The sequence below is a fragment of the Corallococcus interemptor genome (genome assembly GCF_003668875.1).
GTDB classification, from domain to species: domain Bacteria; phylum Myxococcota; class Myxococcia; order Myxococcales; family Myxococcaceae; genus Corallococcus; species Corallococcus interemptor.
Genome location: NZ_RAWM01000058.1, coordinates 20,288 through 43,442, shown reverse-complemented (window position 1 = coordinate 43,442; position 23,155 = coordinate 20,288). Strand labels below are relative to the sequence as shown.

19 protein-coding genes are annotated in these 23,155 nt (G+C 70.3%); 4 read left to right on the top strand and 15 right to left on the bottom strand.

The window, feature by feature from the left end:
* Nucleotides 1-7: 7 nt before the first annotated feature.
* The 6 genes from D7X96_RS21080 to D7X96_RS21055 all read right to left on the bottom strand — a co-directional run bounded on the left by D7X96_RS21080 (nt 8) and on the right by D7X96_RS21055 (nt 5,875).
* Nucleotides 8-766: a ZIP family metal transporter gene (locus tag D7X96_RS21080; RefSeq protein ID WP_120548945.1), complete on the bottom strand. Its 759-nt coding sequence runs from the start codon at nt 764-766 to the stop codon at nt 8-10.
* A 32-nt stretch (nt 767-798) separates the two neighbouring features.
* Nucleotides 799-2,079, bottom strand: a complete 1,281-nt coding sequence (locus tag D7X96_RS21075) for a COG3014 family protein (RefSeq protein WP_244219670.1) — start codon at nt 2,077-2,079, stop codon at nt 799-801.
* Between the two features lie 9 nt (nt 2,080-2,088).
* The gene (gene lpoB / locus D7X96_RS21070) at nt 2,089-2,700 is read right to left on the bottom strand and encodes a penicillin-binding protein activator LpoB (RefSeq protein ID WP_120548946.1); all 612 of its coding nucleotides are present in this window, start codon (nt 2,698-2,700) and stop codon (nt 2,089-2,091) included.
* A 14-nt stretch (nt 2,701-2,714) separates the two neighbouring features.
* Entirely contained in the window at nt 2,715-3,530 is an 816-nt protein-coding gene (locus D7X96_RS21065; RefSeq protein ID WP_121723506.1) for a hypothetical protein, read from the bottom strand.
* A gap of 11 nt (nt 3,531-3,541) precedes the next feature.
* Complete coding sequence (locus D7X96_RS21060; protein WP_120548948.1) at nt 3,542-4,108, bottom strand: hypothetical protein; 567 nt, start codon at nt 4,106-4,108, stop codon at nt 3,542-3,544.
* 123 nt (nt 4,109-4,231) lie between these two features.
* Nucleotides 4,232-5,875 (bottom strand): mechanosensitive ion channel family protein, encoded by a 1,644-nt coding sequence (locus D7X96_RS21055; protein ID WP_120548979.1) that lies wholly within the window; start codon nt 5,873-5,875, stop codon nt 4,232-4,234.
* Nucleotides 5,876-6,056: 181 nt separating this feature from the next.
* Here D7X96_RS21055 and D7X96_RS21050 point away from each other — a divergent pair, with 181 nt between their 5' ends.
* From D7X96_RS21050 to D7X96_RS21035, 4 genes are all read left to right on the top strand, one after another.
* Complete coding sequence (locus tag D7X96_RS21050; RefSeq protein WP_014398957.1) at nt 6,057-6,443, top strand: response regulator; 387 nt, start codon at nt 6,057-6,059, stop codon at nt 6,441-6,443.
* A gap of 5 nt (nt 6,444-6,448) precedes the next feature.
* The gene (locus D7X96_RS21045) at nt 6,449-8,017 is read left to right on the top strand and encodes a multiheme c-type cytochrome (protein ID WP_120548980.1); all 1,569 of its coding nucleotides are present in this window, start codon (nt 6,449-6,451) and stop codon (nt 8,015-8,017) included.
* A gap of 125 nt (nt 8,018-8,142) precedes the next feature.
* The gene (locus tag D7X96_RS21040) at nt 8,143-10,068 is read left to right on the top strand and encodes a LysM peptidoglycan-binding domain-containing protein (RefSeq protein ID WP_121770558.1); all 1,926 of its coding nucleotides are present in this window, start codon (nt 8,143-8,145) and stop codon (nt 10,066-10,068) included.
* Between the two features lie 230 nt (nt 10,069-10,298).
* Nucleotides 10,299-11,093: a L,D-transpeptidase family protein gene (locus D7X96_RS21035; protein ID WP_121723503.1), complete on the top strand. Its 795-nt coding sequence runs from the start codon at nt 10,299-10,301 to the stop codon at nt 11,091-11,093.
* Nucleotides 11,094-11,098: 5 nt separating this feature from the next.
* Here D7X96_RS21035 and D7X96_RS21030 read toward each other — a convergent pair whose 3' ends face one another.
* The 9 genes from D7X96_RS21030 to D7X96_RS20990 all read right to left on the bottom strand — a co-directional run bounded on the left by D7X96_RS21030 (nt 11,099) and on the right by D7X96_RS20990 (nt 22,935).
* Nucleotides 11,099-12,856: an ATP-binding protein gene (locus D7X96_RS21030; RefSeq protein WP_208647350.1), complete on the bottom strand. Its 1,758-nt coding sequence runs from the start codon at nt 12,854-12,856 to the stop codon at nt 11,099-11,101.
* Nucleotides 12,857-12,942: 86 nt separating this feature from the next.
* Entirely contained in the window at nt 12,943-15,495 is a 2,553-nt protein-coding gene (locus D7X96_RS21025) for a serine/threonine-protein kinase (protein ID WP_120548952.1), read from the bottom strand.
* Between the two features lie 117 nt (nt 15,496-15,612).
* Nucleotides 15,613-16,380 (bottom strand): hypothetical protein, encoded by a 768-nt coding sequence (locus D7X96_RS21020; RefSeq protein WP_120548953.1) that lies wholly within the window; start codon nt 16,378-16,380, stop codon nt 15,613-15,615.
* A complete protein-coding gene (locus tag D7X96_RS21015) occupies nt 16,377-17,663 on the bottom strand; it encodes an ABC transporter permease (protein ID WP_120548954.1) in 1,287 nt (428 codons plus the stop codon). The genes D7X96_RS21020 and D7X96_RS21015 overlap by 4 nt, the downstream gene beginning before the upstream one ends.
* Complete coding sequence (locus D7X96_RS21010; protein ID WP_121770557.1) at nt 17,660-18,364, bottom strand: ABC transporter ATP-binding protein; 705 nt, start codon at nt 18,362-18,364, stop codon at nt 17,660-17,662. Before D7X96_RS21010 ends, D7X96_RS21015 begins: the two co-directional genes overlap by 4 nt.
* Nucleotides 18,361-20,016: a hypothetical protein gene (locus tag D7X96_RS21005; RefSeq protein ID WP_120548956.1), complete on the bottom strand. Its 1,656-nt coding sequence runs from the start codon at nt 20,014-20,016 to the stop codon at nt 18,361-18,363. Before D7X96_RS21005 ends, D7X96_RS21010 begins: the two co-directional genes overlap by 4 nt.
* 121 nt (nt 20,017-20,137) lie before the next feature.
* The gene (locus D7X96_RS21000) at nt 20,138-20,944 is read right to left on the bottom strand and encodes a hypothetical protein (RefSeq protein WP_121725005.1); all 807 of its coding nucleotides are present in this window, start codon (nt 20,942-20,944) and stop codon (nt 20,138-20,140) included.
* A gap of 32 nt (nt 20,945-20,976) precedes the next feature.
* Entirely contained in the window at nt 20,977-22,164 is a 1,188-nt protein-coding gene (locus D7X96_RS20995) for an ABC transporter substrate-binding protein (RefSeq protein WP_120548958.1), read from the bottom strand.
* Nucleotides 22,165-22,197: 33 nt separating this feature from the next.
* Entirely contained in the window at nt 22,198-22,935 is a 738-nt protein-coding gene (locus tag D7X96_RS20990; protein ID WP_120548959.1) for a PspA/IM30 family protein, read from the bottom strand.
* Between the last annotated feature and the right edge of the window lie 220 nt (nt 22,936-23,155).

Sequence of the window (23,155 nt, the reverse complement as noted above, 5' to 3'; positions counted from 1 at the left end):
GATGTCTTCAGTGGTCCGTGTGCCCCAGCGCGCGCGCGAGCACGAACATCACCAGCAACCCGGCTGCCAATGCCACCAGGTTGCGGCCGGGCTTGTCCCTGCCGTGCTTGTTCACGTGCGGCAGCAGGTCCGACACGGCGATGTAGAGGAAGGTGCCGGCGGAGAAGGCCAGGGCCTTGGGCGCCAGCGACTGGAAGCTCAGCACCGCGTCGAAGCCGAAGTAGAGCACCGCGCCCACCGGCACCATCAGGCCGTACAGCGCGGTGTACGCCAGGATGGTGCCGCGCTTCTTGCCCTCCGCCTGGAGGATGGACGCGAGCGACAGCGACGAGGGCACCTTGTGCGCGGTGATGGCCAAGAGCGCCATGGCGCCCACGCCCTCCTTCACGGAGGACCCCAGCGCGATGCCGTCGAAGAGCGTGTGCGTGGACAGGCCCAGGAACGCGCTGAAGCCCAGCGCGTGGCCGTGCACGTGCTCCGCGCAGTCCGGCGGCTCCTCGCAGGTGTGCGCCACGAGGTAGCGCTCCAGCACCAGGACGAAGAGAAAGCCCATGGGCACGAGCGCGAAGGCCCACCAGCCGCCGCCCTCGTAGGCCTCCGGGAGCATGTGGAAGAAGGCCGCGCCGAACATCACGCCCGCCGCGAAGGCGAGGAACGTCACGAGCCGCGTGGAGCGGTCATTGAAGATGACCACGCCCGCGCCGGCCAGCGCGCTCACCACGACGATGAAGGAATACAGGACGACTTCGGCCACGACCGGCGACATGGGGCGCGCACCCTACTCCCAAAACGACGCCGTCAGTAGCTTCGCACCACCAGCACCTCCACCCGCCCCGGCTTCACCTCCACCAGGTGGGTGGTGGGCCGGCCCGGTGCATCCACCTGGACCGTGTGCTTTCCCGGAGCAAGCCGGAAGCGCGCCACCTGGAACTCCGCCGGCAGTGAAAGCCAGGAGCGCAGGTCCGCCTGGTTGCCCGCGTTGAGCAGCAGGAAGGTGAGCACACCCAGTTCCTTGCTCTTCGTCAGCGCGCCCACGCCCGCGGCCACGCCCGCCTTCGCCACCGCGCCCGCGAGCTGCTTCGCCAGCATGCGGCCAATGCGGTCGTTCAGGTGCACCTGGGCCACGCGCGACAGCGACGTCACCGTCACCGCTGCTTGCGCCCGGCCCTCCACCGACACGCGCACCGGCGGTGTACCGCCGCGGTCCCGGTACACGGGCACCTCAATCAGGTCCCCGGAGTCGCCGTAGTCGCGCGACGCGCGCTCCTTCTGTGGTGACAGGCCCGCCTCCACCACCACGACCAGCTGCCCGTCCGTGGGGCCCAGCGGGTCGTGCGCCACGTCCGGGAACTTCTGGGACAGGGTGGCGTAGGCGTCGTCGCGGCCCGTCTTCTTCGCCAGCCGCAACAGGGGCTCCACCAGGCCGCCCAGCCGGGGCTCCAGCTCGTACGCCTTCATGTAGTCGATGAAGGCCGAGTCCCACTCGCGCTGGTCCTCGTACAGCACGCCGCCCAGGTAGCGCGCGATGGCGAGCTGTTCGTACGGCTTCTTCTCCTCCGTGATCATCTTCTCGATGCGCTCGTTGACGCGGCGGACCTCCACGAGCGCGTCCTCGTCCCGGCCCAGCTCCGCGTAGTTGAGCGCCTGGAGGACGGAGATCATCAGCTTCTCGAAGTCCTCCCCGCGGTAGGCGCGGCGCCGCTCGTTGCTGAGCAGGATGCCGGCCTCCTCGCTCACGGAGGTGATGTCCAGCTGGGAGCTGAGGTCGTCCGCCTGCGCCAGCACCTTCGTGCTCTCCTCCCACTGCCCGGACGCGTGCAGCACCATGCCCTTGTCCAACAGCAAGAGGAGCTGGTCGCGCTCGGGGGCCTCCTTCTGCTCGCCGTCCAGCTCACGCAGGGCGCGCGGATAGTCAGAGGCCTGGTACGCGGAGCGCGCGGACGCCGTGCGCGCCACGTAGTCGCTGGCGCAGCCGGTGCCCAGGACAGAGACGGCCAGGACGAACAACAGGCCCCAACGCGCCGCCGGGGAGGCGGAGGCGCGCGGGGCCTGGGATGCGATGTCGGGGAGGTGGGCCACGGCGGACGGCTACCAGCTCACGCCCTGCTTCTCGAACTTCTTGCGGATCTGCTTCTCGTCCGTCCAGGCAATGGTGCCCGTGCGCACGTCGTTCAGCTTCGCCGTCATCTTGTAATAGACGAGCTTGTCGCGGCCGACCTCCTGGATGATGGACGCGAGGTCGCCCGTCATCAGGAAGTCCACCGACGCCTGCTGGCCCGGGGCCTTGGCGGCGTTCGGGTTCACGTAGCCGGACTGCTGGTACTCGTACTCCTCCGCGATGTCCTGGCGCGCCTGCTGGTCCACCAGCGCGAAGCGGCCCGTCTGCGCGAGCGCCGTTTGAATCTTGTCCCCCAGCGAGCGCATGTCGATGTGCTCACTGGTGCTGTTGCGCAGCTTGCCCACGAGGACGATGGGCAGCGCCTGGCCCTGCGGTGGGGCTTGAGCGAAGCGCGGGGAGCTGGCGAGCGACTCGGCCATCTTCTTCGCGATGAGCTGCAGGTCGTTCTCGTTGAAGCGGTCCCCCAGCATCTCGATGGTGTTGGGGTCCTCGTAGGTGCCGCGCGTGAAGGCGCGGGGGCCTCCACAGCCGGCGAGCGACACGGCGACGAGGGCGGACAGCAGCAGGCGGCGGGTGTTCATGGTCGGGTCGACTCCTAGTTCCATTCGCATTCGAAGCGGCTGCCTTCGAAGTTCCACTTGTAGGCAAGCACCGCGTCGCGGCGGTAGCCGGCCGTCAGGCGGCAGAGGCTCTGCAACGAGGCGCGCGGATAGTCGAAGGTGTACGTCTGCGCCTTCGCGCGCTCCTGCGGGGTCAGCTGCGTGGGGTGCGTGAGCGTGGGACTGGCGCTCGCCGCCACCATCACGCGGTGCGCGCCGTACGTCTTGAGCGGCACGTGGCCCGCCAGCTGGATGCGGCGCACGGTGCGCGCCACCATGATGTCGCTGCGGTCCACCAGGGTCTCGTGGCTGTTGCGGCGCTGCAGCAGCTCCGGGATGTTCGCGGAGAACACGCGGGTGATGTCGCCGTCGTCCACGAAGAAGTAGAGGAACGCCTCGCGCGCGGTGCGGCTCTCACCGGTGAAGTCCAGCGTCACCAGGATGTCCAGCTGGCGGTTGGGCGCCAGGCCGTGGCGCGACACCGCGGCAAGCACCGTCTTGTCCACGCCCGCCTTCTTCAGGCGGATGAGGCCGTCCGCGCTCGCGTCGCAGGCGCAGCGGCGCTCTTCAATCATCTTCACCAGCTGCGCGGGCTCGAAGCCGGCCTGGGACAGCTTGGTCAGCTCCTCGTCGGTGAGCGGCAGCTGGTCCGACCGCTCATAGATGCGCGGCAGCGCGTTCGGGTCCCACTGGATGATGTTGTAGGTCTGCACGTCCCCGGACGGGAACGGCAGTGCCACGGACGGCGAGGCGGCGCGAGGCGCCTGGGCCGTGGTCAACGCGACAGCGGCGGCGAGCAGTTGAGCGATCATGGCGTTTCCCGTCAGAACCGGTAGCCGACGTTCATGAACAACCGGTTCGTGACTCCTCCTCCCCCGATGGGGATGTCCGGCGAGTAGTGCAGGCCCATGAGCACGTGGTCGCGGCGGTCGAGGTACAGCTCCGCGCCCACCTGCGGCGACAGGGCGAAGCGAAGGCCCTCGCCCTCCGGGATGACCATGGCGCCCGCCTTGAGGCCCAGGGTGAAGGCCACCGGCCAGCCCCAGCTGCGGAAGGTGGGGCCCACGTTGCCGATGAAGCGCCCGCCGTCGAAGACGTACGCGCCGCTGACGTCCAGGCGGTACCAGTCATCTCCCCAGAGGGACACGGTGGCGCCCACGAACAGCGGCGGGCCCTCCGGCGCGCCCCGGGGACTCTCCTGGGAGTTGATGGCCGCGCCCCAGTCCAGCTGGAGCGACACGCCCCGGCGGCTGTCGCCGTAATACCCGCCCGTGCCGTACTCCGACTCCTCGGGCCCGTCGGTGCGGCCGCGCTCCTGGGCGCTCGCGGTCAGCGGCGCGGCGACGGCCAGGAGCGCCAGGGCTCCGCACAACGTGACAGGACGCTTCATCTGTTTGGACTCCGCAAGCTTGGGTGCGAATGCTCTTACGCGCGTCGGACGTCGCGTGGGTCGCCATATTCATCGCGTGGCGAGCGTCCGTGCAAGCGCCCGTTTTCCCAGGCCCCTTCCCACTCAGGACCGGGGTTCCGGGGCGCCCTGGATGGCGTCCTCCTGGTCGTCGCGGGAGGGTGGAGGCTGCTGCGCGGGGCGGGACTCGCTGCGCACCATGGGCAGCCACTGGGGCTTGGAGCGCAGGAAGACGACCAGCCGCTCGCGCACGAGGAAGCGCAGGTCGCCCAGCTTGCTGGAGTTGGCCGCGCTCACCAGGGCGCGCACGGTGAGCGTCTTGTCCATCACGTCGAAGACGACCAGCGTCTTCACCCGGCCGTCCCACAGGTCCTTGCCCTCGTTGGCGAGGATGCGGTCCAGCTCCGCGCGCAGGGCGTCGATGTCCGCCATGTAGTCCACCTGGAGGATGACGGTGCCCATGATCTCCGGGGACCCCTTGCTCCAGTTCTGGAACGGCTTGTCCAGGAACTGGTTGATGGGGATGACCATGCGCCGCTGGTCCCAGATGCGCAGCACGACGTACGTGAGGGTGATCTCCTCCACCGTGCCGAACTCACCCTCCACCAGCACGTTGTCCCCGATGCTGACGGGCTGGGTGATGGACAGCTGGATGCCCGCGAGCAGCGACGAGAGCGACTTCTGCGCGGCCAGACCGATGGCGAGGCCGGCGATACCGGCGGAGGCGAGCAGCGACACGCCCACGTTGCGCACCACCTCGAACTGCATGAGCAGCAGCGCGGCGGCGATGACGTAGGTGGCCACCTCGAAGACGGCGCGCAGCACGGCCAGCTGCGTGCGCAGCGAGCGCGCGCGGCGGTGGGGGCTGGACTCGGAGGTGACGCGGCTCTGGACGTAGGCCTCCGACACGCGGAGGAAGCGCAGGATGAACCACGCCACCGCGACGATGGTGAGCGAGTAGCTCACCCGGTCGCTCAAGAGCTTCAGCTTGGGCGGCAGCAGCAGGAACGACGTGCCCAGCGCCAGCAGGAGCGCGAAGAAGGGCAGCCGCAGGGGACCCCGGCCCGCGTTGACGATCTGGTCATCCCAGGAGATGCGCGTCCAGCGCGCCACCCGCAGCGCGGTGGCCAGGAGCAGCTTCTCCAGGAGGAAGGAGAAGATCCACGCGCCCAGCAGCGTCACCGCCAGGCCTAGCCACTGCCACAGCTCCAGCCCCAGCACCGTGCGGTCGAAGAAGACGGCGGGGAGCGTTTCCGTCAGCAGCGGGCCGTACTCCTCGAAGAGCGGGTCCACCATCTTCACGGTGGACTCCGCCAGCACCCAGGTGGGCACGTTGTCCACGTTGATGCGCTGCAGCCGGATGGGCACGCTTTCGCCCTTGAGCGGGATGGCCCCCAGCGACACGAAGCGCGAGTTGGGGGACTCGCCCTCCGGGGTCTTCGGCAGCACGGACGTGTCCACCGACAGCTCGCGGTCCAGGACGAACTTCAGCTTCCGGGCCAGCTGGGCGCCCTTCGCGGGCTGCTCGGCGGGCGGCAGGTGGTCCAGGTAGAGGTAGTGGGCCGCGCGCGCGTAGGCCCCGCGATGCACCGCGTCCAGGAAGCCCTGCGCCGTGGCGCGGGGCGACGTGCGGTCCAGGTCCTGGGGGACCTGCCCCAGACCATTGTTGAGGGCCAATACTGGGAGGCCGCCGAGGACGCACCCCAGGAGAAGGAGGGCCACCAGGCCCCGGGAGGCATGCCGCATCATGGGCGCCTCCATACTCCGTGTGCGGCCGGTTGTCCGGGAAAGACGGTGGGTGTTTCCAGGCCCGCCCGGCCGCTGGGACGCCCGGGGTTGAAAACAGAAAACCCGTGCTGGAGCGCGACACGGGAAAGCATTGGTGCGCCGCTGGGTGGTGGGCTAGAACCGACCCCCAAGGAAGGTCGCCGTGTCCGAAGAGAAGCGAAGAATCCTCCTCATTGACGACAGCGAGATCACCCTCGCCATGGAGAAGGCCGTCCTGGAGGCCCGGGGCTATGAGGTCGTGGCCACCTCCACGCTCATGGAGTTTGAGAAAACGCTTCAGAGCTGGCGGCCGGACCTCATCCTCACGGACATCCACATGCCGGAGGCCAAGGGCACGGACATCTGCCGCACGCTGAAGAACGAGTACAACACGCAGGACATCCCCATCGTGTTGTTCTCCAGCCTGCCGGACGACGAGTTGTCGAAGCTGGCCGAGCAGGTGGGCGCGGACGGCTCGCTCTCCAAGGTGAACGGCCTGGAGGCGATGGGCGAGAAGATCGACGAACTGGTGCAGAGCATCCTCTGGTGATGACGATGCGCGCGGCCGTCCTCGCGGTGCTCGTGAGCGCGCTCCTCGCCGGTTGCAGACGCCAGGAGCCGCGCGCCCCGGAGAGCACACCCGGGCAGCAGCAGGCCTCCTCCCCTACTCCCGCCGCGCCTCCGGGCGCCGTGCTGTTCATCTCCGCGGACACGCGGGGCTACCTGGGCCCCTGTGGCTGCAGCGAGAACATGCGCGGCGGCATTGGCCGGGCGGCGTTCCAGGTGCAGGAGGCGCGCAAGGGCGGCCAGCCGGTGCTCTACATCGACGGCGGCAACAGCCTCTTCGGTGAGACGCACCTCAACGCGGATCAGGTGCCCCAGGAGGAGCGCAAGGCGAAGGCGCTCGCGGACGCGTTCCGCACCATGGGCATCGCCGTGCGCGCCACGGGCGAGCTGGACGACACGCGCGGCGCCGCGTTCCGCCAGGGCCTGGGTCTGCCGGAGATTCCGGCGGGCGGCGTGAAGGTGCTGGACGCGGGCGCGCGCAAGGTGGGCGTGGTGGCCGCGGCTTCCGCTGAGGCGCTGGTGAAGGCCAGCCAGCAGGCGCGCGAGCAGGGCGCGGACTTCATCGTGGGCCTGTTGGCTCAGCCGCTGGAGGCCGCGCAGGCCGCCGCCGCGCTGCCGGGCCTGGCCGCGAACCTGGTGGTGGCCACGCACAGCGCCGGGGAGTTCTCCGCGGAGGAGAACCGGCTGGTGCGCTCGGACGTGCCGGTGGTGGCGGTGCAGAGCAAGGGGCGTTCGCTGCTGCGCGTGGACCTGACGTACGCGCCGGCGAAGGGGCCCTTCACGCCGCAGCGCTCGCAGGGCGACGTGGAGCGGGAAGTCACCGCGCTGGAGCAGCGCATGGCGCTCCTGGACAAGGAGATCGCCCTGCCCGGCATCGACCCGAAGTTGAAGGCGCTGAAGCAGGGCAAGCGCGACGAGCTCTCCGCGCGCAAGCAGGGCCTGCTCACCGCGCCGCCCGCGCCCGCCTCGGACGTCAACGGCTTCGCGCTGCACTTCCTGCCGCTGGAGTCGAACCTGCCCAGCGCGCCGGACACGCAGGCGCTGGTGAAGGCGTACGACGCGGACGTGGGGCAACTGAACCTCGCGTGGGCGAAGGCGCACGGCCAGGACTGTCCCCTGCCCCCGAAGGGACAGGCGGGCTTCGTTGGCAGCGCGGTGTGCGCGGACTGCCACCCGGACGCGACCGCCGTGTGGGAAGGCACGAAGCACCACCACGCGTGGGAGACGCTGGAGGAGGTGGGCAAGCAGCACCACCTCAACTGCGTGGGCTGCCACGTCACCGGCTGGCAGAAGCCCGGCGGCGTGTGCCGGCTGGACAAGGTGGCGGGCCGCGAGGACGTGGGCTGCGAGAGCTGCCACGGCCCGGGCTCCAAGCACGTGGACGCGCCGAGCCCCGCCACCATCGTGGGCAAGCCGGGACAGGCCGTCTGCGTCACCTGCCACAACACGGAGAACTCTCCGCACTTCGACTTCGCCACGTACCTGCCGCGCATCCTCGGACCCGGTCATGGCGGAACGGGGAAGAGCGGGCAGGCAGGAGAGCCCCCGGCGAAATAAGGTCGCTCGCTCCTACGGTGGGTCCTTCCCGAGGGCATACCGGGCGACTTGTTGTTTGACTGTCAAGAAAGCTGGCGAATACTGCGGCCTTCGCCTGCTTCTGGGCGACCTCGCCTGGCGTTCCCATGCCGCTCTCTCTGCTCCTGCTAGCCCTGGCCTCGGTTCCCTCCTCGCAGGGCGTGGCGCCGTCACCGGTGCCGCCGCCCGGCGTGCATGCGGTGCCTTCCAAGGACGCTGCGCCTCCCTCTCCCATGGACGAGGGCGAGGAGACGGAGGAGGTGGAGAACGAGTCCGCCGAGCTGGAGGAGCTGCGCGCGCTGGAGGGCGCGACGCTGGACCCGGAGGCGAAGCCGAACGCGGAGATGATGCAGTCCTTGCGGCGGCTGGGACTCACGAACCCGTTGCGGCTCCGAATGTTGGACGCGCTGGAGGAGCCCACCTTCCGCGAGGACGACACGGCGCCGCCGCTGGCGCGCATCACGGACCTGGCGAGCTTCGACATTTCGCAGGTGAAGGACCGCTACGACATCCCGGTGGACATGCAGCCGCGGGTGGCCGAGTACATCCAGTTCTTCCAGGGCCCCGGCCGCAAGTGGTTCCGCAAGTGGATGGCGCGCTCCACGCGCTACCTGCCGGTGATGCAGCCCATCCTGGAGGCGAAGGGCCTGCCCCGGGACACGGTGTACCTGGCGATGATCGAGAGCGGCTTCTCCGCGAACGCGTACTCGTGGGCGCACGCGGCCGGGCCGTGGCAGTTCATCTCCAGCACGGGCAAGCAGTACGGCCTCAAGCAGGACTTCTGGGTGGACGAGCGGCGCGACCCCATCAAGGCCACGCACGCGGCGGCGGCGTACCTGAAGGACCTCTACGGGGAGCTGGGCCACTGGTACCTGGCGTGGGCGGGCTACAACACGGGCTCGTACCGGGTGCGCAAGATGGTGACGCGCTACGGGACGAACGACTTCTGGGTGCTGGCGGAGGAGCCCGGGCTGGCGAAGGAGACGAAGCACTACGTGCCCAAGCTCATCGCCGCGGCGCTGGTGGCGAAGAACCCCACCGCGTTCGGCTTCTCCGAGGAGGAGTTCCAGTACGAGTCCACGCTGGAATACGACGAGGTGAAGCTCACGGACGCCACGGACCTGGACGTGGTGGCGCGCGCGGCCGGGGTGAGCGTGGCGGACGTGCAGGAGCTGAACCCGGAGCTGCGCCGCTGGTGCACGCCTCCGGCGACGGCCTCGAAGCCGTACGTGCTGAAGCTGCCGCGCGGCACCACGACGCGCTTCGCGGAGAACCTGGCGAAGCTGTCGCCCGCGGACCGGCTGACGTTCCGGGTGCACACCGTGAAGAAGGGCGACACGCTGTCGCAGATTGCCCAGAAGTACGGCACGGCGCCGGAGGCCATCCTCCAGATGAACCGGCTGAAGAGCGCGCGGGTGCTGAAGGTGCGCGCGGAGCTGGTGATTCCGGTGCCGGCGAGCGGCCGGGGTGGCAGCGGTGACGCGGGCGTCAGCGGGGCGCTGGCGTCGAAGGTGGCGCAGGCGCGGCGCAGCGGCGTGGTGGCGACGCGGCCGGAGGACGAGGTTCCCGCGGGCACGCCCCGGGGCCCCGTGGCGGCGGGCCCGGTGAAGACGGAGAAGGTGGATGGCAAGACGCGCATCACCTACGGCGTGCAGGAGGGCGACAGCCTGTGGCTCATCGCCAACCGCTTCCAGGTGTCGGTGGACGACCTGAAGAAGTGGAACAACCTGCCCAAGCGCAACCGCACGCTGTCCCTGGGCACGCTGCTGGCCGTGTGGCCGCCGGACGCCAAGGGCGCGGCGCCGGCGAAGGTGGAGGAGCGCGGCGGCACCATCGTGGTGGCCAACGCCGTGGCGAGCCAGGCGCCCGTGGGCCCCAAGGGCGCCAGGGTGCACACGCTGGCCGAGGGCGAGACGCTCTGGTCGGTGTCGCAGCGCTACAACGTGTCCGTCGAGGACATCATGAAGTGGAACCACATCAAGGACCACCGCACGGTCCCCACCGGCAAGCTGCTGTCGCTGAGCGCGCCGTGACGATGTGATGCAGCGGCCGGGACCTTGCAGTCCCCGGCGCCATGCTCGCCTCCGCACTGCTTCGAGAGTCACCGCGTCTCCCCGCTGAAACGCCCGACGCGCCCGTCCTGTCCGTCCTGCCCCGTGGAGCCGAACGTCCGGGGGACAGGACGGTGTCCGAGGGCAACTCGCTGACGCGCTTCAGCGGGCCCGTTCCAGTACCCCGGGCGCGGGCTGGAGGCCTCGGCGTCATGGAGCCCCCGGCCGACTTCGCGAGTCCAGCGGCAAGCGCCCTGGAGCATCCCCGCTTCGCCAGTTCGCCTCAGCTCGCGGACGTGGCGTCCGGCGCGACGGTGCTGGGCACGGGCTCCAAGGGGGACGGGCTTCGCGCGGTGCAGGGCGCGCTCCTGGACATGGGGTTCGCGCTGTACGGTGGCGCGGACGGACGGTACGGACCGGACACGGCCCGCGCGCTGCGCAACTTCCAGGTGCATGCGGGCCTGCGCTCCAGCGGCGTGCTCGACGCCGCCACGCTGAAGGCCCTGGAGGCGCTCGCCCCGGCTCCGGGCTCACGGGGACAGTCGCGCGCCCTGCCCTCCCCTTTCTACTCAGGCCAGCCCGTGCGCGTGGTCATCGCCCTGCGCGAGCACCGCACGTTCCTCTTCGACCCGCAGGGACAGCTGGTGGACATCTTCCCCAACGCGGTGGGCACCGCCGCCACGCCCACGCACCCGGGCCTCAAGGTCGTCCGGGCAAAGCTGGACCAGGTGGCCACCGAGGACGCGGGCGCGCGGCTGTGGAACGACCGGCACGTGTTTGGCGCGCGGCTGCTGGACCTGTCCTGGGCGGATGGACGGCGCAGCGGGGAGGAGCTGCATGGCACCAGCGCCCCCGCCCTGCTCGGGGGCGACGTGTCCCACGGGTGCATCCGCCACGCGAACGAGGACATCCTCGTGCTGCATGACGCGCTCGCCGTGGGCGACCGCATCGCGGTGGTGGAGACGCTCCAGGACCCGCACCTGGGCGTCCCCATCACCGTTGGCTGATGGCCCTACTGTTCTTCGAGGAGCATCTTCAGCTCCCGCACGCGCTTGCTGATGTAGTCGCGGTCCAGCTTGCGGAAGTTCTCCGGCAGCAGCGCCCGGCTGGTGCACTCCTGCACCGCCACCAGGTTCTGCATCTCAATCTCCAGCGGGTAGCTGGGCGGCACGAAGTCCGCCAGCACCGCGGCCAGGTCGTCCTTCGTCACCTGATCGCGTCCCTCCGCCAGGGCGCGGAACTTCGAGCGCACCATCACCGCCTCGATGTCCGCGCCGCTGAAGGCGCGCACGCCGCCGGGGATGAGCGCGGCGAAGGACTCCACGCCCTCCACCGACACGCCGGTCTTCTTGCTCATCGCCTGGAACAGCTCGTTCCGCTCCTCGTCCGTCTGCGGATAGAAGAGCGCGAGGTGCTCCTCCGCGCGGCCCTGGCGCTTCAAGTCAATGGGCAGCAGGTCCGGCCGCGCCGTCAGCAGGAACCAGACGATCTTCCCGCGGTACTGCGTGTTGCCCATGAAGGACGCGATGGAGCCGAAGATGCGGCTGCTCGTCCCGGAGTCGCCGCCGGAGTCGCGGTTGCCCAGGAAGGTGTCCGCCTCGTCCACCATCACGGCCACCGGCCACAGGGCCTTCAGCAGGTTGAAGATCTTCTCCAGGTTCGATTCCGTCACGCCCTGCCACTGGCTGCGGAAGTTCAGGAACTTCACCACCGGGATGCCAATCTCCCCGGCGAAGCAGCTCACCATGAACGTCTTGCCCGTGCCCACCGGTCCGCTGACCAGGTAGCCCATGGGCATGACCTCGATGCGGCCCTTCTTCAGCGCGGACGCCGCCTGCCGCAGCATCTGCTTGGCCGGCGCGTGCCCCGCCACCGCGTCCAGCGTGTGCGCGGGCTCGATGAACTCCAGGAGGCCGTGGCACTCCGCCTGGATGAGCTCCTTCTTCTTCTCCTTGAGCAGCTCCGGAGTAATCCGCACCTCCCGCTCCAGCGCCTCCGTGAGCACGCGGTCCAGGTTGATGCGCGACAGGCCCGCCGTCATCTTCGCCAGACCCGCGACCGGTACCTCCGACACGGACTGGAGCTTCTTGCCCTCCAGCTTGGAGCGCACGTACTCCAGGCGCTCCTCCTCCGTGGGCAGCGGCAGCTCGATGGGCGCCACGTACGGGTTGCGGCTGATGCGCGGCGACACGTCCGACAGGTTCTCCGCCAGCAGCACCACCGACACGTCGCCCGCCAGGAACTGCGGGTCGTGCGCCCACTTGTCCAGCGTGGCCACGACGAAGCGGTCCTCCGCGGACAGGTGGCTCATCTCCCCGCCGGGCACCAACGTCTCCGCGTAGTCGATGATGAGCGCCATGGAGCGGCCCTCGCTCAGGCGCATGCGCAGGAAGTTCTCAAGAATCTGCAGCGCCCGGCCCGGGTCGCGCGGCATGGCCTTGGCGTAGTCCGTGCCGTACATCGCGTCGTAGCCCGTCATGGCCCGCGCCAGGTCCTTCTGCGTCTCCGGCGTCGCGGAGCGGATGCCCGACGAGCGGTCGTAGAAGAGGACGTGGTCGCGCCCGCCGAACAGCTCCTCCGACAGGAACGTCTTGAGCGTCCCGAACCCGCGCCCGCCGTCTTCCAGCTGCAGGGGCTGCAAGTCGCGCACGGCCCCGTACAGCAGGAAGGTGCTGACCGTCTTCGTGTAGTACTTGCGCGCCAGCTGCTGCGCCCACCGGGGCAGATCCGCCAGCGGATCCGCCTTGTTCACCTTACGCACCTTCGTCACGGACATCCCTCCGGCGCCGCTCCCCCCAGGGACATCCAGGGGGAGGACCCCCAGACTACCTCTTAAGTGTCAGGCCCCCACCGCCGCTAATCGCGGCAGCGGGCCTGCTTCTTCAAGGTCGCTTCCACCTTGACCGTGGAGCCCGCCGGGGACGGCGTCCCCACGGATACGTCCGAGTCCACGTGGCATTTCGCCTTCAACGTGAGCTCGCGCGTCCCCCACGGCACCCGAATGGTGGTCGGGGTCACGGCGCCCAGGTCCTTGTTGCCCTGGAAGATGGACGCGCCTTCGGGCGAGGACTCGACCCGCACCTCCACCGGCGCGCGCTCCAGCGTCGCCGCCACGTCCAGGCTGTCCTTGCTCACCGTGAACTTCTTCACGAGCGGCTCGTAGCCCGGCGCGGACACCTCCACGAGCGGGGTGTCGTTGCTCAAGGAGAAGTCCCGGTTGACGCTGGCGTTGGAGCCCTGCTTGCGGGCGACCTGTCCGTCGATCTTCACCTCCGCGTCATCCGGCTGCGTCTTGAAGACCACCAGCACCGAGCGCGACTGCTGCTTGAGCTGCACCGGCACCTGCGTGGCGTTGGCGCCCTCGGCCACCATCACGGACTTGTTGAAGGCTTCGTAGCCGTCCGCGGTCACCACCACCAGGACGTTGCCCACCGGCAGCTGCTTGAGGATGAAGCCGTTGGACGGGAACTTCTCCGGAGGGCCCGCGTTGATGGACACCATCGCGCGCTCCTTCGCATCCGGCGTCTTGAGCTCCACCATCACGTAGCCCTGCGTGGGCTTGCTCGGAGAGAAGACCAGGGCCACGCCCACCAGCATGAACAGCGAGGCCAGGCCCACGGCGCCATAGAGCAGCCGCTTGTCGATTCCCTTGAGGCCCATGCCCCGGGCACCGGAGGCACCGGACTCGTCGGGCGCGTTCTTCTGGCGGGCCTCCTTCGCGGACGCTTCTCCCCGGCCGGCGGGCGGACGCGGCGCGTTCCCGCCGTTGAGCACGGGGGGCGCGGGCGGACGCTGCGGGGGCGGCATCGGCTCCGGCGGCGAGTCCGGCCGGACGATGCGCGGCAGCGGATCATTGCCCCGGTTGGGCGTCTGCCGGGGCGAGGGCGCGTCGTTGGCCATCAACGTGGGCACGTTGGTCAGCGACGGGCGCGGCGGCGCGGCGGTCAGCACCGGCGCGCTGTTCTGCGACAGGCGCGGCGGCCCCGAGGGCGGCAGCGACGAGGGCGGCGGGATGACGGCCGTGCGGCCCGACACATCCTCTCCGTCGTCATCCTGGGGCGCGGCCGGGGACTCCAGCGGCGTGACGGCGCGGCCAATGGCGGCGCCCGGCTGGGTGGTGGGCTCCGGCGCGTCGTTGAAGACGGCGTCGCGATCCACCATCTGCGTCGCCAGCTCCTCGTCCTCCTTGGGCGAGGGCGCGGCGGGCGCGGCGGTCAGCTTGGGCAGCGCGGCGAGCGTGGGCGAGCGGCGAGCGCCCTGCGCGGCGCCTCCGGAGTTGGAGGCGCGCGGCGGCGGCGCGGGGACCGGCTCCACGGCGGGCGCGGAAGGCGCCACGGCGGGGATGTTGGTCAGGCTCTGCGTGGGCACCGGGGACGGGCCGCTGTAGCCCGCCTCGATGGCCGCCAGCATGCCGTCCGGCGCGCGGATGTCCGCGTACTCGGCCAGGCGCTGCTTCTCGCGCTCCACCTCTTCGGCGAACGTGGACTTCATGTACTGCATGAGGTCCTTGCGGCCGAAGATGGAGTCGCTCGTCAGCAGGAAGCGCTGCAGGTCGTCGCCCAGCTCGCTGGCGTACTGGTAGCGCTCCTCCACGTCCTTCGCGAGCGACTTGAGGACGATGCGCTCCAGCGCCTCCGGGATGCGCCGGTTGTACGTGGACGGCGAAGGCACCTCCGCCTTGCGCACCTTCTCCAGCACGGAGAAGTCGCTGTCGCCCACGAAGAGGCGCTCGCCGGTGAGCATCTCGTAGAGGCACACGCCAATGGCGAACACGTCCGAGCGGCGATCCAACGGCAGGCCGCGGATCTGCTCCGGGCTCATGTAGCCGAACTTGCCCTTGAGGATGCCGGCCTGCGTCTTGGTCGCCTTGCCCGCCGCCTTCGCGATGCCGAAGTCGATGACCTTGACCTCGCCCTCGAAGGACACGAGCACGTTCTGCGGCGAGATGTCGCGGTGGACGATGTTGAGCTCGCGCCCCATCCCGTCCTTCTTGCGGTGGGCGTAGTCCAGGCCCTCGCACATCTTCGCCACGCAGAAGGCGACCAGCGGCACGGGCGCGGGCTCACCCTTCTTCCGGCAGCGGTCGAAGATGGCCCGCATGTCCTTGCCGGGGATGTACTCCATCGAAATGAAGTAGCTGCTGGCGATCTGCCCCAGCTCGTAGATCTGCGCGATGTTGGCGTGGGTCAGCTGGACGCTGATCTTCGCCTCATCGATGAACATCGAGATGAATTCTTCATCTTCGGCGATGTTCGGCAGGATGCGCTTGATGGCGACGAGCCGCTCGAAGCCGCTGGCGCCAAATTGTTTGCCGCGCCAGACCTCCGCCATGCCACCGATGTTGACGCGGTCCAGGAGGAGATACTTCCCGAACGGGATGGGTTGCCGCTTCGGTTGAGAGGTCGTCACTTTGAGTGGGGGTCGAGTCCTTGCAAGGAGCCTATCGATCGCGGCTCCGCAGGGTCAACCGCGCGCGCGGACCTATTTCCGCCTGCTTGCCCTGCAGGCTGCCCGAATCCACCCGAATCAGGGTGAAGGGAACACCGCTTCGCCCCCATCCACCAGGGAGTCCTCCAGGTCGATTCCGGGCGGAGCGCCCTTCTCCTCCTCCTCGGGGAGCTGGGCGCGCACGATGGCGACGCGCGGCTCGCCCCGCTGGGAGAGCACGGCGGGCGCACCAAAGCGCACCTCGGCGGGCAGCCCCACCAGCGTCACCCAGGCCTGCTTGCCGTCAGGGGACACGCAGTAGATCAGCGTGCCGGGCCTCGTGCCGGGCGCGTCACGGACCGGGCCCTGGCACCCGGTGCGCACCTGGAGTGCGTAGGCCGGCACCGCGAGGCCGCGCTCCAGGTACGGCGGCGAGCCCAGGGCGTCCACGAGCGGCTGGAGTTCCTCGGCTCGCGCGGGCACGGCCGCCACCGTGGCCCGCTTCTGGGCCTCTCCCTGGAAGCGCTGGAGCGCCACGGCGGCCAGGTCCGGTGAGTCCAGCGGCGTGCGCCCCTCCGCCAGCACCAGGTCCACGAAGAGCGCCAGCACGAGCAGGATGGGCAAGAGCCGGTAGCCCTTGAAGTCCTCCGGCTTCTTGCGCAGGAGCCCCGCAGTGAACACGGCCAGGCCCACGCCCGCGAGCCCCAGCACGACGCTGGTGCGCACGGTGGACGGCGGCGACATGAGCGCGGAGACCTCCGCGGTCCGGGCGCGCAGCGCATCCGACAGGTCACCCCCGTAGATCCACCCGAGCGCCCCCAGGCACACGACGTTGGCCAGCAGCGTCTTGCGCGAGGGGCCGCTCATCCCGCCAGCGTCCTGGCCGGATCCGTGGCGGCGGCGCGGCGGCTGGGGAAGTAGGCCCCGGCGAGCGCGGCGAGCAGCCCCAGCAGCACGCCGCCCAGCACGACCCCTGCCGGGAAGGAGAAGAAGCTCTCCGGCTTGAAGGGGAAGTTGGGCAGGTGGCTCTTCGCGAGCCGGTCCACGATGAAGGCCAGCACCAGCGCCGCCGCCGTGCCCGCCGCGCCGCCCAGCACGCCCACCACGCCGGCCTCCGCCAGCACGATGGCGCGCACGTCCGCGCGCGAGGCGCCCACCGCCTGCATCACGCCAATCTCCCTGGCCCGAGCGCGCACGGAGGAGGACATGGCGTGGGCGATGTTCACCGCCGCCAGCACGCAGATGAGGATGGAGAGCAGGGCCAGCGCGGACGTGGTGAGCGCCACCGCCGCGCCCGCGTTCTCCGCCATCCGGCGCTCCTGATCATCGATTTCGAAGCCCATCCCCTTCACCGCCTCCACCAGCTCCGGGACGCGCGAGGGGTCCGCCGCCACCAGCGTGACGCCGGAGTAGCTGTCCGCGTCCGCGCCGGAAGCGCGGTTGATGCGCACGGCCGTGTCCAGCGGGATGGTGATGCCCGCGAGCATGGCCCGGTCGGACGCGCCCACCACCTGCGCCTGCTGCGTGCTGGTGGGCCCGCCGGACGTGGCCGCCACGTAGGAGCGGTTGAACTCCACGGGGAAGCCGAAGCCGATGAGCATCTCCGCGGACAGCTGCGGCAGCTTGCGCGCGGGCGCGAACGTCTTGTTGTACAGCTCCAGGAGGCGCGTGGAGATGAGCGCGGGGATGGCCTTGCCCTCTCCCGGGTCCTTGAAGTCCTTCGCCTCCGGCAGCCCCACGTCCTTCTGCACGAGGCCCGGGTCCACGCCCACCGCGAGCACCTCCATGCCCATGCGCAGGCGCGAGCCGAAGAAGACGCCGTCGTAGCGCGTCACCGCCGGCACGCGGACGTTCATCTTCCGGTACGTCGCCTCCACGCCGGGCAGCGCGGCCAGCCGCTCCACCGCGGCCGCGTCCAGCTTGCCGCCGCCCAGGAGGCCCAGCGACACCGCCGGGGGCACCACGTCCACCAGCCGCGAGTCCGTGGGGAAGATGCGCTCGCGGATGACGCGCCCCACGCCCAGGCCCAGGCCCACGAAGAACACCAGCGCGCCCACGCCCATGGCCACGCCGAAGGCGGAGAAGAACGCGCCCTTGCGCTCGCGCGCGAGGGACAACCTCACCAGTCGCGACAGTGCGTCGAACCTCACGGGGCACCTCGCGACGCCATGGCGGCTGACGCGGGGGATTCCTCCACCAGCCGCGCGTCCTTGAGCCGCAGCACCCGCCGCGCCACCGCGCTCATGCGCTCCTCGTGGGTGACGGTCAGCACCGTGAGCCCTTCCCTGTGCAGCTCCTGGAACAGCTGGATGACGCCCGCGCCCGTGGCCGCGTCCAGGTTGCCCGTGGGCTCGTCGCAGAGCAGCAGCTTCGGGGCGCCGAAGAGGGCGCGGGCAATGGCCACGCGCTGGCGCTCGCCGCCGGACAGCCGGATGGGCGCACGGTCCTGCTTGGTGCCCAGGCCCACGCGCTCCAACAGCTGGCTCGCGCGCTTGCGCCCGTCCGGCGTGGCCGGACCGAAGTGCGAGGGCAACAGCACGTTCTCCAGCGCGGACAGGTTGGGGATGAGGTGGAAGGACTGGAAGACGAAGCCCACGTGCGTGTTGCGAAAGCGCGCCAGCTCCTTGTCCTTCAGGCCGGTGAGCTTCACGCCGCCCACCTCCACCGTGCCCTGGTAGTGCACGTCCAGGCCGCCCAGCAGGTGCAGCAGCGTGGACTTGCCGCTGCCGGACGCGCCCACCACCGCGACGAAGTCCCCGGCCTCCACGTCCAGCGACACGCCGTCCAGGACGCGCACGCGCGAGCCCTCGCCGTCCTCGTACTCCTTCACGACATCTCGGGCGCGAATCAAGGCGTGGCCGGGGTGGTCGTGGTGGTGGAGGCCGCGGGCGCGGGCGTGAGCCGCAGGGAGATTTCCGCCTGCAGCGCCTTGTCCTTGCGGGACAGGGCCATGGTCACCGCGCGCAGGTCATCCGTGGCGTCCAGCCAGCGCACCGTGGTGGCCTTGATGGCGAAGCCGCCAATGCCCCACGCGGCGGACGGCAGCGCCTTCACCGCGTCCGACAGCCGGCGCAGGTCCAACAGCACCACCAGCGCGGCGTCCTTGCCCACCGCCTTCAGGTCCTCGGACACGGGGCCCGCGCCCGCGGGCTGCGCGAACGAGGCCAGCGTGGACTCCAGGCGCGCCTTGGGCGCCGCGAGCACCAGCTTGCCGTCCTTGGACAGCGCGAAGTGCGCGCCCTCGCCCGCGCGGTACGACGTGAGGTACGCCTTCTGGCCGCTCAGGTCCGTGGCCTCCACCTTCGCGCCGAAGCCGCCCGCGAAACCCGGCACCTTTTCGAGCGTGGCCTGCCCCTTCGCCACGTCCTTCACCTCCGCGAGCGCCACCAGGTTGACGAAGCGGAAGGGGTTGGTGCGTCGCAGGTCCAGGTCCGGCATGCCCGAGGACAGGTTGACGTTGGGCGCCAGCGACAGGCTCAGCGCCATGCCCGGCTTGAGGTTGTCCAGCACCTCCGCCTTCACGTTGAAGCCCGCCTCCTGCACGGCGCGCGTCACCTGCGAGCCGGCCAGGTACGGCCACACGCCGTCCAGCTGCGACGGGTCACCCCGGAAGCGCGCCACGAAGAAGCTGTCCTGCGGCAGCCAGCCCGCCAGCGACTCGCCGCCCTTGGCCTCCAGCGCCGCGAGCGACACCTGCGTGTCCGGCCACGGCGCGTCCGCGCGCAGCGTCACCGCGCGGTCCTCGATGTGGCCCGTGAAGGTGATGCCCTGCACGCTGCCCGCGGGCAGGAGGCCCATGCCGCCCGGCAGCCACACGTGGAAGTCACGGTCGCCGGAGAGGCGCTTGAGGGACGCCTCCAGCACCGGCTCCTTCGAAAGCGACTGCTCCTCCGGCAGCGCCGCCAGCTCCGTCAGCCGAGGCACGGCCGCGCCCGCGGACAGCAGCACCAGGTCGTGCTTGAGGAAGAGCATGCCCAGCATGGGCTCCGTGGAGCCCGGGCGGTTGAAGGTGACGAGCCGCCCGGCGTCCACCTTCGTGTCCTTCTCCTCCGAAGCGCCCAGGCGCGAGCGCGCGAAGGTGGCGAAGGTCGTCTTCAGCTTGTCCGCGTCCTTCACGCCAATGACGGACACGGCCTGCGTGCCGCCGAGGAAGGCCGCGCCGGCGCCGCGCTTCGGGTCGATGCCGGCGTCCTCCAGCGCCTTCCGGCTGCGCAGGTCCACGCCCACCTGCCGCATCACCGCGGACACGTAGCGCTCCGCGGAGGAGAAGTTCTGCAGCTGCGCGACGAACGTGGCCACCTTGAGGTTCTGGAAGCGCGCGAGCTTCTCGCCCAGCGTGCCCAGGTCGTCGATGACGACGGCCGCCTGCGCGGTGCGCGGCAGGTAGCGCGAAACACCCCGGGGCGAATCCGCGGGCCCCGCCGCCTCCTTCCCGCAGCGCGAGCAGCCGGCGAACACGACCAACAGCAGGACCAACGGGAGGAATCCAACGCGGCGGAGCATGGGCGTCAGGACAGGATGCCTGCGCCGGAGAGTCAATCTATTCGTGCGCCGTTCCCGGCGCCTGCCATGGCCACAAGGTGCCACGGTGAACAGGTGCCCGCCGGCCGGGCCCGTGCCCGCCCTACCGCACGCGGGTGCCGCCGTGCGGCAGGGGCGCGGAGGTCTCCTCGGTGAAGTCGAGGAAGCGCTCCATCTGGCGCACCGTCTCGTCCGTGGCCTCCGTCTCCGCGGAGAGCACGTCCAGCTGCCGGTTGACGCTCTCCGGGTCGCGGATGGCGATGGACTGCTCGTGCGTCAGCCGCATCAGGTCCTCGATGCCCGCCAGCTGGTGGCTCACCACCTCGCGGCTCTCGCCCGCCTGCTCGAAGCGCATCAGGCGCTTGCGCAGAATCTCCACGCGCTTGCCCTTCACGTCCTTGAGGCGCGGGTTGGCTTCGCTTTCGACCTCCGCCTCCAGCGCCGTCACCTCGGAGGTGAGGTGCTCGCGGTCGGACCCGTTGAGGTACGTGCGGTACTGGTTGAGCGCGGAGATGAGCCGCAGGAAGGACGTGAGCAGCGCGTCCAGCTTGGGCTCGCTGTCCGCCACCAGCACGCGCCCGCCGGGCAGCTTGCGGTAGTTGGCGAGGATCTTCTCCTTCAGCCCCACCAGCTGCTGGTAGTGGTCCCGCTGCGACGGCGCCAGGTCCGCGAGCAGCGAGTCCACCGCCGCGCGCGCGGCCTCCGGGTTGTCCGGCTGCTGCGCCCTCACGGCGCGCTGGAAGCGCTTCATGGACGACAGGACGGCCAGGTAGACGCCCTCCACGCCCAGCGCCACCATCATGGGCAGCGGCTCCTGCGTCACGGCGCTGGACATGGCCGCCGTCGTCAGCCCCACCAGGTTGGCCGGCAGGAGGAACGCGGCCTTGATGTAGTTCGGTGTCTTCGCCACGTCCGACTCCCCTTCCCTCTAACGCCCCGCTGTCAGGGCCCCCGCGCCTCGGAGACGTACTTCAGCGCGCCCAGGTCCCGCGTGTCCTCCGCGGGCGGGGGCGCGTTCCCGCGCTTGAGCTTCTGGAAGAGCGCCGCGGCGCTCTGGAAGAGCTCGTCATAGGTAACCGGCGCCTCGCCGGAAAGTCCGAAGAAGGCCCGATTGTCCGCCAGTGTCGCGGGCGGAGCGCTCCGGATGGCCTCCGTGGGGTCGCCCAGGTAGGGCGCCACCTCGCCCAACAGCCGGGCCCCGGCGGCCGGGTCCTTCAGCACGCCCTGTCCCGCGTCCAACAGCCCCCGCAGCACCCGCCGCACCGCGTCCGGGTAGCGCGCCGCGAAGTCGCCCCGGGCCACCAGCACCGTGGCCAGCAGGTGCGGGGCGTCCGCCGTGGTGGCCAGCACCTTGCCGCCCCGGTCCCGCGCCGCCAGCTCCACGTCGCCCCACAGCCCCACCACCACGTCCGCCCGTCCCTCCCGGAGCGCCCGGCCGGCGTCCAGCGTGGAGGGCAGGTCCACCCAGCGAACATCGGAGGTCCGCAGCCCCGCGCGCGCCAGCACCCACAGGGCGAAGTAGTGCGACGAGCCGCCCGGATACACGCCCACCCGCTTGCCCCGCAGGCTGGCCAGGTCCGGCACGCCCACCGCCGCCATGGCCTCCTGGCCCCGGCTGCGTCCCACCAGCAGCACCGTGCGCGGCGCCGCGTCCCTCAGGGTGGGCGCCCACGACGCGAGCCGGTCCACGGACAGCGCCGCCATGTCCACGCCGCCGTTCTCCGCGCCCACGGACAGGGCCTGCTTCAGCTCCTCCTCCCGAGCGAAGAGCACCGCGCGGGCGTCCAGTGCGTACGCCGTCTTGAGCAGCCCCTGCGCGGCGCCCGGGGGCGTGGCGGGGTTGTCCAGGGTGGTGGCGCCACCGGTGGCCACGAGCAGCGCGGAGGCGGAGCCACGCGGGGTGAAGCCGATGAGCACGGGACGCAGTGGCACGGAGGCCACGTCCGCCACCGGGGCCGCGACACCCGCCGGGAAGTCTCCCGGGGACAGCCGCACCGCCTCACGGGTGGAGGGGAAGAAGCGCGCCTGCAGGCGGTCGAGGTAACCCGCCCGCGAGGCGAAGACGTACCCCGCGCCCAGCAGACAGAGCGCGAGGAAGAGAAAGAGGCCGGGTCCGCGGTGAAGCTTCATCCGTGTGCGCCGGCCCCTTTCATGGGCGAAGACCTACTTGATCTCCACCTTCTTGCCGATGGTCTTTTCCGGACCCGCGCCCACGTCCGACACCGGCGCGGGGCTGTCCAGCAGGCCCATCTCCATCTTGAACTGCTTCACGAGCTCGTCGCCCTGGATCTTCTCCGCCTCTTCCTCGATGGCCGCGGCCGTGTGGTCCACCGACTCCAGCGCCATCTGCATGCGCGCCTCGTTGATGGCCGTCTTCTCCTGGACCTTGCGGAGCATCTCGTCGTGCGTGGAGTCCACGCCCGCGACGGTGAAGGACTCCATCGTGTCGGCGACCTTCGCCTGCCACTTGGCGCGCCGCGCGTCCCGGATGGCGTTCATCGCCTCCTGGGTCTTCTTGTCCTTCTCGCGCATGAACGCCTTCTTGACGTTCAGGGCCTTCTCATAGGCCTGCTTCGCGATGTCCAGCTGCGCCTGGTTGCGCGCGAGGGCTTCCTTCTCCCCCTGGAGCTTGGTCGCGTAGGTGCCGGCCAGGTCGTCCCGGCCCGCCTGGATGGCGGCCTTCACCTTGGCGGTCAGCTCCCGCACGTCCTGCTGGTACTTCATGTTCTCCTTCTCGAGCAGCGTCACATTCGCCCGGACCATGGCGATGGACTCGTTCATCTTGGGGACCTGATCGTTCAGGTCACGGATGTTCTGCTCGAGGATGAGCTCCGGATCCTCGATGGAGGAGACGAAGAAGCCCGCGAAGCTCCGCATCGCTCTCTTGAATCGCTGCCACATGTCGGCTCTCACCTCCGCCTGTGCGTAATGCCAGTCACCTTACACGAACTCCGCCGCTCACAAGCATCCGGCCGCAAGGCGCGTGTCACCGTGACTACGCCCGCCCGGGGCGGTTGATTGCCCCCTGGAAGGCCGCCGCCCGCCAGCCCGGCCGGGTCCAGGGGCACCGGCCGGCCCCCATCCGCCACTCCCCGCCCCTTTAGGGGCGTACCTGGTGTCG

What these genes read in the sequence shown, in the direction of transcription:
- D7X96_RS21080 (WP_120548945.1), bottom strand. Translation starts at nt 766, where the DNA reads ATGTCGCCGGTCGTGGCCGAAGTCGTCCTGTATTCCTTCATCGTCGTG.
- lpoB (WP_120548946.1), bottom strand. Translation starts at nt 2,700, where the DNA reads ATGAACACCCGCCGCCTGCTGCTGTCCGCCCTCGTCGCCGTGTCGCTC.
- D7X96_RS21065 (WP_121723506.1), bottom strand. Translation starts at nt 3,530, where the DNA reads ATGATCGCTCAACTGCTCGCCGCCGCTGTCGCGTTGACCACGGCCCAG.
- D7X96_RS21060 (WP_120548948.1), bottom strand. Translation starts at nt 4,108, where the DNA reads ATGAAGCGTCCTGTCACGTTGTGCGGAGCCCTGGCGCTCCTGGCCGTC.
- D7X96_RS21055 (WP_120548979.1), bottom strand. Translation starts at nt 5,875, where the DNA reads ATGATGCGGCATGCCTCCCGGGGCCTGGTGGCCCTCCTTCTCCTGGGG.
- D7X96_RS21045 (WP_120548980.1), top strand. Translation starts at nt 6,449, where the DNA reads ATGCGCGCGGCCGTCCTCGCGGTGCTCGTGAGCGCGCTCCTCGCCGGT.
- D7X96_RS21040 (WP_121770558.1), top strand. Translation starts at nt 8,143, where the DNA reads ATGCCGCTCTCTCTGCTCCTGCTAGCCCTGGCCTCGGTTCCCTCCTCG.
- D7X96_RS21035 (WP_121723503.1), top strand. Translation starts at nt 10,299, where the DNA reads ATGGAGCCCCCGGCCGACTTCGCGAGTCCAGCGGCAAGCGCCCTGGAG.
- D7X96_RS21020 (WP_120548953.1), bottom strand. Translation starts at nt 16,380, where the DNA reads ATGAGCGGCCCCTCGCGCAAGACGCTGCTGGCCAACGTCGTGTGCCTG.
- D7X96_RS21005 (WP_120548956.1), bottom strand. Translation starts at nt 20,016, where the DNA reads ATGCTCCGCCGCGTTGGATTCCTCCCGTTGGTCCTGCTGTTGGTCGTG.
- D7X96_RS20995 (WP_120548958.1), bottom strand. Translation starts at nt 22,164, where the DNA reads ATGAAGCTTCACCGCGGACCCGGCCTCTTTCTCTTCCTCGCGCTCTGT.
- D7X96_RS20990 (WP_120548959.1), bottom strand. Translation starts at nt 22,935, where the DNA reads ATGTGGCAGCGATTCAAGAGAGCGATGCGGAGCTTCGCGGGCTTCTTC.